Here is an 11728-nt window from a genome sequence, read left to right on the forward strand (position 1 = left end):
TAGTGGTTCTGATTAACGCGTTGGGGCTTGGGAAGCTGAGGTAATGGCCATTATACGACGCCCGCAGAATGCGCGATTTTACAGGGGTTTGGGTGGGGATGGCAAGCGGGCGGTTTTGGGCGGTGGCATCGAAACTGGCATGGCCGCTCGGTGGAGCGGTGGCATCGCCGTGGGGGCCGGACTGGGGATAGCTTATGATGAAGCTCCACCATCTAGTGCGATGCAGGCCGGTCGAAAGAGAGCGTTGAGGAGGGATGCCATGAAGGACGCGTCGATAGATCTCGACAAGCTCGTCTACCTTGATCTGGAGTTTGTTTCTAGGAAGTACGAAGAAATTCGAAACATCGACCCTTCCAGTAAGGTTACAGCCCAGGTCCGTGCAAGCGGATCAGTAAGAGCATTTTTCGCGACTGTCGGGGCGTCAACGCAGGAGTCTCGAACTTACTCGATCACGTCTCGCGAAATGATTATTAGCATCTGGCCGGAATTGGGGCGGACGTACGAAAAATTTACCACTTTTGAAAATTATCGGGGAACCAAGATTCAGTGGGTTGCAGGGGACTTAACCATTGGCGAATGGAGGGGGTGTGGCAGTGAACAGCCGGGTTATGAATATTTTGAGTTAAAGGTGGATGGAAGGCGGATGGCTTTCCTTGCTCAAGAGGCTTATTTTTCCGCTGGCTTTGAGCAAGTATTTCGCGCGTCGCCCGTACTCAAAGGTAATATTGGAATCCCGGTGCGGTGTTTGGCTAGAATAATGTGGCATGCTGTTGATGCTGGAAATTTTGTGTGTTGTCCGTATTTAATCGTTGAGAATTGCTAGCGACTGGTAATTGATTTTTGATTGCTGGATTTTCTATTTGCTGGTCGATCTTCGATGTTTTTGCGTGGAATTGATGGAAATGTCGAAGAGGGATTGGGGTGATAGGGATGAATGTTGGTGATGAAGAGGTGATGATATTTTTGATTAATCGATATGTTATGATAAATGGGCGATATTATCGTGACATGTTGCCTGATCAGCAAGCTGAATATTTGCCTGAAATTTTTGATATGACGAGTGCTGATGAGGCTCGCCGTGTCGAGAAGCTTAAAGAATTGTTTTTCCTCTATGGTGCGATTCGCGGCATTCGGGTGTCAAGTATGTCTGAGGTCGAGCGCAACGCTATAATTTCCACTGGTCGAGCAAGAATGGTCGCCTTTGAGAAATGGCGGGCAGAGAAAGAGTCCGCGGTGCGGGCAGAAATAAATGAAAGGAGGCAGGCTCGGGTCACTCACTCTCTAGCGGAAGAAAGGCGAATTGCGGCCGAACGCGACGCGCCGTATAGACGTGGCGTTGATGCTGTATTTTCTATCATGTCGAGATCACGTTCGGAGATTGGTGTAGAGGCTAGTAAAGATATCAGCTGGGATATGAGGCGCATGGTGATTGAAGCCGCACAGAAGAACGCCAAAATTAGTCCTGCGTATGTCGCCCAGATTCTTGATATAAAGAGGGCGGAGGCAAAGAAGGTGCTTGCCTCGCTTGTTGAGGCAGGTGAGCTGCGAGTGCGCGTGGATGGATGGTATGAGCGCGCTGATATATGAGTGTCTAACCTTTTGGGCGCTTAAAAATACGTCATGATCGCTATGATTGATCTCGCCAAATTTGGCGTCGCCTCGCGTTATTGGAATAAGCCATTCTATTGGCCGGCGATGAGGTTGGCTTGCTCCTCCATTTCACCGTTCAAAAACGAGATGGGGACGAAGCACGTAGGGTAAGCGCGTGGCCCGTAGTGGATGTTTTGCCTTTCAGGCCGGGGATGGCCTCAAGATCGAAAACTGGATAAGTTAATCATGTGGGGTTTCCTTAAGAGAAAGCCGCGCGAGCCGATCGAGATCACGTACATGCGCGCTGCGGGACAACTGGCTCCAATCGTTGGCCAGGTGAACGCCGAGGGGCGGTATGTGGAATTTCTGATTCTGGCGCCGAACGATTTGCCGTCGCCAGATGACTTTTTGGCGATGTTGACGATTACCTGTTCGACGCTCGGACTGCGCGCATTCGCTGAAAGCATTGATGCGCGGATCGCAAGGCGCGATTTTGTGGGGAGCTTCGATTGTCTCATACCGGGCGACAATCGCGATCTGCTATCGGTGCCACGTCATGTTGTCATGGCCATCAGCAACGGCCGCGCTGACCATGCGTTTTGGAGCTGGATTTTGCCTGCTGAAGGAGTGCCGATTGGCCATGAGGGGCTTGTGATTGAAAAGTTTGGCCTGTCGTCGTTCGATATCAGCATCGAAACGCACGCAGGCTTTAACCGGTTCGTGCTGATCGCCACAGATCGCCGGACGAATCAGCGGGCGTTTTCGTATGGCCTTGAACGCTCGCCAATGACGTGCTGCATCGTGCACATCCGTGCGGACGGCACGCGCTTTAACCTCGGCCAATACGATTTCGACATGCCGTACGAGACCTTCAAGCAGATGGCGGTCAAATTCGCAATCGAACAGATTTACGACGATCGATGCATTCCGCACAGGACGTTGAACGCGATTGCAACGGCTGCCGTCGTCGACAAGATTTCGAAGATCGGCTTCCGGGCGCTGGTGATCCATAAGGACTAGCAGACCGGGCCACAGATTATCGGCACGCTGGACGGTATGCCCGGCGCCGTGCTCGTTCGTGCCGCAGTCTACCCCGACGTGGGCATGATCGACGACCTGACCGACAAGGAGATTGCTGATCTGATCGAAGACCACCTGCTGCGCAAACGGGATCTGTATCTCGCTTGCGTGACACTCACCAACGCCGAGGCACGGAACGAGTATGAGAAGGGCGTCCTGCTTTGCAACGGCACGTTCCAGATGTCTATGGATCAGTTCACATGCCTGACGGAAGGTCTTGAACATCCGGGCGCGAGGACTATCAGTGATTAGAGGGATCGCCCGTGGCATAACGGAGTACTTCGAGGCACACGCTTGATACCGATGTGGTACTTACGGAGATGCGTGAGCACGCAATTCAGGTGTGGAGCGCCGGCATCTCGGGCAGCGTGTTTTGGCTGTTGGAGCGCGGCGTCGAAGGTCCACTTCAGGGCGAGACGACACGCTATTTAGGGGCGATTTGATCTGGTCGCCAAGCTTCAATGGCGGCCCTACCGTTGTGCCAACTACGAATCTGCCGGGATAGTCGTCGCATGGACGACATCAAACATCCCAGCGATTTCACGCCGCTGACCCCTGACCAGATTCAAGGGTTGGTGGAGTCTATTCAAGATGCCTTCGGCGGCAATTTCTCGCGCGCCGAGTTCACGGACCATCTGCTGACTCTGCTCGAAGACGTGCCGGGATTCGAGGTCGGCGATGTCCCAGCGACATTGATCGAATCGGCATGGGCCATCTACTCGGGCGGTCGCTCATGAGCCGACCACTATTCCAACTCGGCCAGGTTGTTGCGACGCGCGCCGTGGCTGCGCATCTTGAGCAACACGGCATTGCTGCCGCTTTCTATCTAGATCGGCATGTCCACGGCGATTGGGGGAGTGTAGCCGCTGACAGTTTCATCCGATCCGAAGCTGCCAGATCCGCTGTACAACGACGAGCTCGAATGATGGTGTTGTCCGTACATCGATTGCGCAAATGCCGGCGCCGCTACAGCGCAGGCAATGAGGAGCATTGCTCTTTTCATGGTCGACCCTCAGGTTGTGCCGCATTAGAGCGGCTGGTTTTCAGCAGCCATTCTGCCATTTCTTGTTGGCTGTATCTTGCCACGATCTCCGATGTTTACAAATTCCTTCTTGACGCCTTGCGAACTGTTGGTAAGGACGTGACGCGGAAGGACATCGTCGAAAAATTCATCGCCGAGGTGAAGCTGACGAAGGCGGGCGCGAGTGCCTACTATCAAATGATCAAGGACAAGCACGAGCCGCAAGGTAAGAAGTGATTGTTGAGAATATTTGTATTTCGAGTAAGGCTCCTTCGGGGGCCTTTATTTTTTGATGTGCTGGGCAAAAAATATTTGTCGAGGCAATTAAATGTCGTCTTATAAAGCCCTGTTGGCACAGCGCGATGAACTTGAACGAAAGATTGAAGAAGCCCGCGAGACGGAGGTGTCGTCGGCGTTGGCTACCGTCAAGAGTCTGGTGTCCGAGTTTGGTTTTACGGAAGCGGATGTTTTCGGCCGTCAAAGACGAACACAGAAGGGGAGTCGATCTGTCGCGGAGTCGAAATATCGTGACCCGGAGACGGGCGCGACGTGGTCCGGCCGCGGTACGCCTCCGCACTGGATCGCTGGTAAGAATCGTAAGCAATTTGCAATCTGATCGTGATTGACTAGAAAAGGAGAGCGAGTGCTCCCCTTTTTTATTTCACGTCTTTGGGCGATCGGTTCAAGAAGTCCGAATTTGTGACGTTAACAAATTCATCTGTTTATAGAAAAGGATCTGTTTGTGTTGGATTTCTCTTTGGTGGGATTTGATTTTCGTCGGCGAGTTGCTCTCGTTATTTGGTTGATTGGTGTGGGTGGTGGCATATATTCGTTTCACATTCAACCAGAAAATTACAATATTGTTTTCGACACGGCAAAATGGATTTTTGTTCGCTTTTTTCGACGACTGCTTTCTTTGTTGGTTGGGCTGGGTTGCGCCGCGAGAAACTCAATGGATATCATTTGAAAATCATTGATTTGGTATGGGTTTCCGCATCTGCGATTGCAGTTGCACTCGCGGCAGTTCAGGCGACACAAATTTCTGCTGATTCGCATCGCATGATAATGAAGCGAAATATAGAGCAGAGCCGCAGTGTAGCGCGATCTACGATTCGGGAAGCCTACGCGAGCGAGTGTGTGGATCACTCGATATTGAGCGCATTGCAGTGCGAGAACTTGCGTCGGCTTGGAATTTCTGTGGAGGCGAATGGATATGTATCCCCGTCAGTAGTTGGCGCTATTTGCCCTCGTCCAATCAATATTAACAATCCGCCTGTTAATTTTACTCCGGCTCTTATTCAAGGATGTATTAATGCTGGTTATGTGGCTTATGCGGGGGATGATCCTGTGTTGGCTGATGAGGCGAATGTTGGTATTTGGAGGATCTATGCTGGATTTTGGCCGCAATTGCTGATTATTTTGGTTGCTTTGCGTGTAACAAAGAGCGCGGCGGAAGTGCTGTGGAAGGTGAAATGAGAAACTGGCGACCGAAATCTACAAACGGATGTGGACCGTCAAGGACGTGACTAGGAAGGACAGCGTCGAAAAGTTCATCGCCGATGTGAAGCTGACGAAGGCCGGTGCGAGCACCTACTACCAGATGATCAAGGACAAGCACGGGCCGATGGGCAAGAAATGATGTGTTGTGCTTCGTGACTCTCAAAAGGCTCCTGCGGGAGCCTTTCTTTTTGATAAATTAGCGTTTTGAGTACGACGGAATTTTTTGCGATGGATGGCCCGAAGATGAAAGAATGGTCTGCGAAAGATAAACGAAGGATCATCGGACGTGTGAAGCGGCTTTTTGCTATTAAGTCGTTCAGTGTGCCGAGATCTATTGGCGATATACCTATTGAAAAATACTTCGCGCGGAAGCTAAGTTTGACAGGGTCGCGGACTATATTTTTAACTGACATGGGCTTGGAAAATTTTAAAGCCATTGTTGATATTTTTGATGCGGCTGATTTCTTCGATGGGCTGGCGGGTTATTCAGATATTTGGGATGCTTGGCGTGGTGCAGTGGAAGGCTGGCTATCTTTGGGGGTGGAGCCGACGTCGGCTGAAGAGGTAGTTGAAAAAATATCCGATTTGGTAACTAAGCAGGTGGATGATTATAATTTCGCGGTTCCAATATTTGGTGTTGGAATGAAAGGCGACGCCCCGCTATCGCTGGGAGGTATGAAAATTTTAAAAATTTCGCCTAACTATTTCAGTGACATAGATGTCGATGTGCATTGTATTGATATCGAGGCGATATGTCGGCCTGACCAAGGAAGGTTGTGGATAACAGGCTCTGTGCGTGGTACGGCACGCATTGCTGAACAGAAATTTAGTGACCAAGCGACATTGGCTGTTGGGGTTTTAGCCATTGCGGCGGCATCAATGTATGAGTTTGGTGCAAGTAAGTTTCGGATCGGCATCGAAATGAATCCTGATAATGTGGGGAATCGAGTGTCCTGGTTCTCGTGGAGCAATACGACGCGTAGCTTGGCGGCGCACTACGTGTCTCCATCGGGGCAACTATTGCCGGTGGACGAGCTGATGAGTCAAAGTTCTGACATGGTCGCTATGCTTCACCGCACTCTTTCTATAGTTCAAGGGGATGGGGAGCAGACCGAGCTTGATGAGGCTATCGAGAGGGCTGTTTTCTGGTACTCAGATGCGCATAGGGATTCTGTTCTGGTAATGCAATTTATAAAATATTGGAGCTGTGTTGAGGCATTTTTTTCGATCGATAAAAATGATATTACAGAGGCTGTAACTTCTGGTTTAGCTGCGCAGATGATATTTGGCGGTTTTCATTTTGTCCCGGTTGAGAATTATCAAAAATTAAAGGCGGAGATGGCGAAATTCTATGGACTTCGATCGCAGGCCATGCATCGAGCATTCCATAATAAAATTACTGGAAAAGATACTGCTAGATTCAGTCAGCTTGTTGCGTGGCTGATTATCAGCATGGTGGGGTTGGTGACGCAGGGATATACCAAGCTCGATGATGTTAAAGTGCAGACCAAACGATTGGATGCATTGGCAATGAAGGTCGACGAACAGCAATCCACTGGGGGGCAGTGATGCTATACCGTCAGCTTCTTGCTATTGGCGCTGGCGTGAAAACTGGCATCGCTGTGAACGCCGCATGAACAGTGGAGTTACGTGGAGCCGCGAGAAAACGTGACGTGAGAACGCGCGTGATTAGTGGTTCTGATTAACGCGTTGGGGCTTGGGAAGCTGAGGTAATGGCCATTATACGACGCCCGCAGAATGCGCGATTTTACAGGGAATGGCGTGGGGAAGGCAAGCGGGCGGTTTTGGCCGGTGGCAGCGAAACTGGCATGGCTCGGCGGCGGGGCGGTGGCTTCGCTGGCAGTGGTCGAGCGTCGGCTCATCTATCGCGTAGGGCATGCGATTGCGTGGCGCGTTTACGCTGCTAGATGCGGCTCGAGTCCCAGTGCTGGATCGTTCCGAAAGATTTCTCCCAAATATTCCATCACCGCCTGCACGGTTTCCGAGCGCTTGAGATCCCGATGCGTAACCAGCCAAATGTCGCGTGAGAAAGGCACTTCCGGCTCGTCGAGTCTGAGTAGTTGCTTGTCGGCATCGCCAAGAAAGCATGGCAAGCCCGCCACGCCCGCTCTGGCCCGGGCCGCGGCCAAATGGCTGCTGATGTCGCTGAGCTCGCAACTCACGGGGCGTTGCCCGGCGATCTTCAGCAGCCACTGCTGCTGGGGCATGTCGGCGAACTGCTCGTCGTAGGCGATAAATGCCCAGCGGCTTGGATCGCGCAGAGCCGGATAGCGACGGCTGGCATACAAAGCGAACGGCATGCGGCCGATGCGACGGATGACGCTACTGGACTCCTGGGGGCGTACCAATCGCAACGCCACATCCGCTTCCCGGCGAGCTAACGACACCTGCCGCGCTTCCGCCGTGATGGAAAGCTGAATACCCGGGTACTTCATCTGGAAGTCCGCCATGCGCATGGCCAGGAAATGCGTGACCAGAACCGGCGGCGCGCTGAGTGTGACCTTGCCCTGCAAGGGCGCCTGATTCGCGCGGGTATGCCGTTCGATGGCGAAGGCCGCGGCCTCCATCGTCTTGGCTTGCTCGAAGACCTCAATGCCCGCAGCCGTCAGGCGGCAAGCACGTGGCAGGCGCTCCACCAATGTGACTTGCAGTTCGTGCTCCAGCGCCGCCAGCCGTCGGCTGACGGTCGCGTGGTCCACACGCAGCGAGCGCGCCGCTCCAGACAGGGTTCCAGCCCGGCCCACTGCGAGGAAGTGACGCAGATTTTCCCAATCAAACATCAGTGCGTTTTCTCCAGTCTGGATTGCAATTTTAGGGAATTTACGCATAGATTGCCGAGGCCTAGCATCCGCCTTGTTCAACGTTCCGGATGGCGATATATGACCGCTTCATTTTCCCCACGCGGCACGTTGGTCGCGGCTGTGCTTGGCTTCGTTGTGGTGTTGCTGGACGTGAGTGTCGTGAACGTCGCGCTCGACACATTGCGCCGTGAATTCGCCACTGACGTGGCGGGGCTGCAATGGGTCGTCAACGCCTATACGTTGGTATTCGCCGCACTGTTGTTGACCAGTGGCGCGCTTGGCGATCGCTTTGGGGCACGGCGTGTATTTCTTTGCGGCTTGACGCTATTCACGTTGGCGTCAGCCGCTTGTGGCTTCGCCTTCGATCTCCCGATGCTGATCGTTGCCCGCTTGATTCAAGGTGTCGGCGCATCTCTGCTGGTTCCCAATTCGTTGGCCATGTTGCAGCGCGCTTTTCCGGACAAGCAGCAGCGCAGCCGGGCCGTGGGCTGGTGGGGCGCCATTGGCGGCATCTCGCTGGCAGCAGGGCCGGTGCTGGGCGGGTTGCTGGTCGCTCATTGGGGCTGGCGTAGCATTTTCCTCATCAATCTGCCGATCGGACTGCTGGGCGGTTATTTGACGCTCCGGTACACGGCCATCGACGAGCCAAGCCATGGCCGAAGCCTAGATTGGCCTGGGCAGATTGTTGCGATCCTGTCGCTGTCAGCACTCACGGCCGCACTCACGGAAGTCGGGCGATTGGGGTGGGGGAATGCCTGGGTTCAAGGCGGGCTACTGCTGGCAGCGATGGGCGTTGCCGGATTCATCCGTATCGAGTCGCGCAGTGCTTCCCCCATGCTGCCGCTGGGACTATTCCGTGTGCCGGCGTTCTCGATCGCGTTGATTTCCGGCGTCATCGTCAATTTCGCATACTACGGGCTGATTTTCGTATTCAGCCTGTTCTTTCAGATCGAGCAGCAGCTCTCGCCTCAGCAGACGGGAATGGCATTCCTGCCTATGACGATTGTGCTGATGGCGGTCAACGTATTGGCCGGCCGCCTGATCATACGGATCGGTGCGAGGCGGCTGATGATGCTGGGTTTGCTTATCGCCGCATTGGGATATCTGTTGCTTTTGCCGGTGCGTGTCGATGGAGCTTACGGCTGGCTGGTTGTGCCGATGCTTATGGCGGCAAGCGGTATTGCCTTGATGGTTCCGACCATGACCAACGTCACATTGTCGTCCGTGGACACTACGCGCGCGGGTATCACATCGGGCGTGCTCAATTCGGCACGCCAAGTGGGGGGACTCTTGGGTGTCGCCGTCTTCGGCTATCTTGTGCGAGACACTGGGCAGCGGGCTTTTATGGAAGGGATGCATTGGTCTATCGGCATGGCCGTCATGCTGCTGTTGGGGGGGAGTGCGATGTGCTGGTTGGGGCTTGGCGCGGAGAAGCAGCCGGAACTCCACGTCAGTCAACCCGAAGCCTAATACGCGAGGAGAGTGAACACCGAGAGTCGGGTAATACATATACCGGCATGGTTGCTGAACTGGTTGACGGTAACGTGAAAACTGTCATTGTTCATCGTCGGATTTCACGATGGTCGCCGTCGTATCGGCCGAGGTCGCTGTTGTCTCGAAGGGCGGTCGTCCGGACAGTGAACTCGACGAGGAATGATCCGACAAAGAAGACGGAAACGGCTGCGCTAACGAAGATGGAGCTCGTGACGGAAATTTACAAGCGGATGCGTATCGTCAAGGACGTGACCCGGAAGGACATCATCAAAAAGTTCATCGCCGGCGTGAAGCTGACGAAGGCGGGGGAAAGCACGTGCCTTCAAGTGATCAAGGACAAGCCGCAGGAAAAAACTGATACCAGCTAGAACTGACACCGTGCTTGAACACATTACTCTTTAAAGGGGGCTTGGGGACTTCTTTCTTTGTGCGCCCATGCTGAGCGCACTACTAGCAGTCGAATATATCGTGAGAGGCTTTTGCTAGTCAATCCAAGGTTCGTGTTCCTCGCGATTGAAATTGGTGTCGCTATCAGTCCCATTGCCTTTAAGAATGATCAGGTCTGGCAGTGGTTCGTTTGAATCGGTGTGGTCTGATGAATCGCCAATTAGCTCCAATACTTCAGGTGCTAGAGCGGAACTTTCAGCTGTCTCGCGCAAATAACTGGATAGAATTCCGCGAGCAAAGGATGCGAGTGGCTCATTTATAATAACATCTCCTGTAACAGTTTTTGAAATCACGGGTGAGCCTAAGTGAAGCTCAAATAGTGATTTTCCGAACGTAAAAAGGCAGCAGCAAAGTGGATTGTCCTGAAACCCGCTGAATATTCGACGGCGTGGCGCCAACGTAGTCGTCAACTTTCCATACTGCCCCGTTGGTATCCCGGCCGGTTGCAACGTGTCGGCTGACGCATAAAACATATCTATCGATCCAGAGGATAAGCGATGGAATACGCCAAATGTTCCAATGGATGGAACAAGAGCGTTTCGCAAAAGATCGGGCGGTGGGGCGAAAACGCTAGTGGGGTCTAGCCTTGGGCGCGCAGAAAGCAAATCCCATTGCTCGTAGTTTCCACGAAACTGCGTTGGCTTATGATGTAATCCTGTGGATGGGCAGCACAGATTTCCGTGAGTGTTGCGCGATAATTTTGCCTGGAGCAACATTAAGCGAACCTCTATCCGCCCGCTAGTGGAATAGCTGATTATGAGCAAATCGCACAACTCACATCTTGCGCGGGGGCGAAGCCAAGGTTGCGTTGTATCGAAGTAAACTTGGCGCCTTGTGCCATGGTATTCCTCGACCTGAAATTTCGGTTTTAGCGCCCCAAATGCACTCTGGAGTGCGCGGAATTGAGCTATTTCTGCAAAAGCTGCTGACGAGGAATATTTGAAAAATTCTTTACGTAAATCTGCGGCGAATTGCTTTGAAGTATTCATGCTGGATCTCTCACATCGAGCTTCGACCAAGAAGCGTGACTGTTATGGTCATAAAAATGGCTGAGCCGTTTATGTTGTATTGGGTACATCCTGCTGCGACGCCTGGCAAGTTGCGATATTTCCGCGCCACGCCTGCATCTCATGCGATATTTTCGAGGCGGCCGAATCTTGGGCGTGGGGAGGATTGTTCGCGTGAAGTTCATAGTGGGTGATGCCCTGAAATTGAAGCTCATATCCTGAAAATTGATCGCCATTCTGGTCAAGTGAGATATGAGTGCCGGCGCTCCGGCTTATATTGCGCCGGAATACGTATTGATCCACTGACAGATTTTTTTGAGTTTTCCATGATTGCTATCAGACGACGCGCGTGGATAACTTGTATAACGACATCATGGATTGGGAACTTTATACGTAGCCGGTACAAAAGCAGCTTTTTTTCGATTGGCGCTGGCACGAAAACTGGCATCGCCGTGAACCCTGCATGAACAGTGGAGTTGCATGGAATTGGTGAAAAAGCCGACGGTAAAACCGCGCGCGAATAGTGGTTCTGATTAACGCGTTGGGGCTTGGGAAGCTGAGGTAATGGCTACCATACGACGCCCGCGGAACGGATGATTCTGCGGAGAATGGCTTGGAGATAGCAGGCGAGCGATCTTTGGCAGTGGCAACGAAACTAGCACGACGCGATGTTGAAACGGCGGCGCTCGAAGCCCGGCGGCATGAGCGTGTCATTGATCGCGCGGATGAGGGAACCGATCGCGACTGCACAGCCAACCAGCCGCAAC

Annotated in this window: 13 protein-coding genes and 1 pseudogene; 12 read left to right on the forward strand and 2 right to left on the reverse strand. The window is 52.9% G+C overall.

What is annotated here, in order from left to right; translation table 11 throughout:
- The first annotated feature begins 259 nt into the window (after window positions 1-259).
- From KH616_RS13720 to KH616_RS13765, 10 genes and pseudogenes are all read left to right on the forward strand, one after another.
- Entirely contained in the window at window positions 260-823 is a 564-nt protein-coding gene (locus tag KH616_RS13720) for a hypothetical protein (RefSeq protein ID WP_292245304.1), read from the forward strand.
- A gap of 107 nt (window positions 824-930) precedes the next feature.
- Window positions 931-1587 carry a hypothetical protein gene (locus KH616_RS13725; protein WP_292245306.1) on the forward strand — a complete coding sequence of 219 codons (657 nt, stop codon included), beginning with the start codon at window positions 931-933 and terminating at the stop codon, window positions 1585-1587.
- A 249-nt stretch (window positions 1588-1836) separates the two neighbouring features.
- Window positions 1837-2610 (forward strand): hypothetical protein, encoded by a 774-nt coding sequence (locus KH616_RS13730; RefSeq protein WP_292245308.1) that lies wholly within the window; start codon window positions 1837-1839, stop codon window positions 2608-2610.
- 84 nt (window positions 2611-2694) lie between these two features.
- The gene (locus tag KH616_RS13735) at window positions 2695-2922 is read left to right on the forward strand and encodes a hypothetical protein (RefSeq protein WP_292245310.1); all 228 of its coding nucleotides are present in this window, start codon (window positions 2695-2697) and stop codon (window positions 2920-2922) included.
- Window positions 2923-3182: 260 nt separating this feature from the next.
- Entirely contained in the window at window positions 3183-3407 is a 225-nt protein-coding gene (locus KH616_RS13740) for a hypothetical protein (RefSeq protein ID WP_292245312.1), read from the forward strand.
- Window positions 3408-3742: 335 nt separating this feature from the next.
- Window positions 3743-3928, forward strand: a pseudogene (locus KH616_RS13745) (hypothetical protein); the annotation flags it as partial.
- A 91-nt stretch (window positions 3929-4019) separates the two neighbouring features.
- A complete protein-coding gene (locus tag KH616_RS13750; protein WP_292245313.1) occupies window positions 4020-4307 on the forward strand; it encodes an H-NS histone family protein in 288 nt (95 codons plus the stop codon).
- Between the two features lie 263 nt (window positions 4308-4570).
- Window positions 4571-5167, forward strand: a complete 597-nt coding sequence (locus KH616_RS13755; protein WP_292245315.1) for a hypothetical protein — start codon at window positions 4571-4573, stop codon at window positions 5165-5167.
- Between the two features lie 28 nt (window positions 5168-5195).
- Entirely contained in the window at window positions 5196-5330 is a 135-nt protein-coding gene (locus KH616_RS13760; protein WP_292245317.1) for a hypothetical protein, read from the forward strand.
- An 89-nt stretch (window positions 5331-5419) separates the two neighbouring features.
- Window positions 5420-6760, forward strand: a complete 1341-nt coding sequence (locus KH616_RS13765) for a HEPN domain-containing protein (RefSeq protein ID WP_292245319.1) — start codon at window positions 5420-5422, stop codon at window positions 6758-6760.
- Window positions 6761-7107: 347 nt separating this feature from the next.
- Here the strand turns inward: KH616_RS13765 and KH616_RS13770 are convergent, their stop codons facing one another.
- Window positions 7108-7992 (reverse strand): LysR family transcriptional regulator, encoded by an 885-nt coding sequence (locus tag KH616_RS13770; protein WP_292245325.1) that lies wholly within the window; start codon window positions 7990-7992, stop codon window positions 7108-7110.
- Window positions 7993-8091: 99 nt separating this feature from the next.
- On the opposite strand from KH616_RS13770, the gene KH616_RS13775 reads away from it, so the two are divergent.
- Together KH616_RS13775 and KH616_RS13780 are read left to right on the forward strand one after the other, a co-directional pair.
- On the forward strand, window positions 8092-9483 hold the full coding sequence (locus KH616_RS13775; protein WP_292245321.1) for an MFS transporter: 1392 nt from the start codon (window positions 8092-8094) through the stop codon (window positions 9481-9483).
- 86 nt (window positions 9484-9569) lie between these two features.
- Complete coding sequence (locus tag KH616_RS13780) at window positions 9570-9875, forward strand: hypothetical protein (RefSeq protein WP_292245327.1); 306 nt, start codon at window positions 9570-9572, stop codon at window positions 9873-9875.
- Between the two features lie 114 nt (window positions 9876-9989).
- Here KH616_RS13780 and KH616_RS13785 read toward each other — a convergent pair whose 3' ends face one another.
- Complete coding sequence (locus KH616_RS13785; protein ID WP_292245323.1) at window positions 9990-10943, reverse strand: hypothetical protein; 954 nt, start codon at window positions 10941-10943, stop codon at window positions 9990-9992.
- Window positions 10944-11728: the final 785 nt, after the last annotated feature.

The sequence above is a fragment of the Burkholderia sp. genome (genome assembly GCF_018375725.1).
GTDB lineage: Bacteria > Pseudomonadota > Gammaproteobacteria > Burkholderiales > Burkholderiaceae > Burkholderia.

Coding starts and splice junctions, on each gene's coding strand:
- KH616_RS13725 (WP_292245306.1), top strand. CDS start 931: ATGAATGTTGGTGATGAAGAGGTGATGATATTTTTGATTAATCGATAT.
- KH616_RS13770 (WP_292245325.1), bottom strand. CDS start 7,992: ATGTTTGATTGGGAAAATCTGCGTCACTTCCTCGCAGTGGGCCGGGCT.
- KH616_RS13760 (WP_292245317.1), top strand. CDS start 5,196: ATGTGGACCGTCAAGGACGTGACTAGGAAGGACAGCGTCGAAAAGTTC.
- KH616_RS13785 (WP_292245323.1), bottom strand. CDS start 10,943: ATGAATACTTCAAAGCAATTCGCCGCAGATTTACGTAAAGAATTTTTC.
- KH616_RS13720 (WP_292245304.1), top strand. CDS start 260: ATGAAGGACGCGTCGATAGATCTCGACAAGCTCGTCTACCTTGATCTG.
- KH616_RS13740 (WP_292245312.1), top strand. CDS start 3,183: ATGGACGACATCAAACATCCCAGCGATTTCACGCCGCTGACCCCTGAC.
- KH616_RS13730 (WP_292245308.1), top strand. CDS start 1,837: ATGTGGGGTTTCCTTAAGAGAAAGCCGCGCGAGCCGATCGAGATCACG.
- KH616_RS13750 (WP_292245313.1), top strand. CDS start 4,020: ATGTCGTCTTATAAAGCCCTGTTGGCACAGCGCGATGAACTTGAACGA.
- KH616_RS13775 (WP_292245321.1), top strand. CDS start 8,092: ATGACCGCTTCATTTTCCCCACGCGGCACGTTGGTCGCGGCTGTGCTT.
- KH616_RS13765 (WP_292245319.1), top strand. CDS start 5,420: ATGGATGGCCCGAAGATGAAAGAATGGTCTGCGAAAGATAAACGAAGG.
- KH616_RS13735 (WP_292245310.1), top strand. CDS start 2,695: ATGATCGACGACCTGACCGACAAGGAGATTGCTGATCTGATCGAAGAC.
- KH616_RS13755 (WP_292245315.1), top strand. CDS start 4,571: ATGGATTTTTGTTCGCTTTTTTCGACGACTGCTTTCTTTGTTGGTTGG.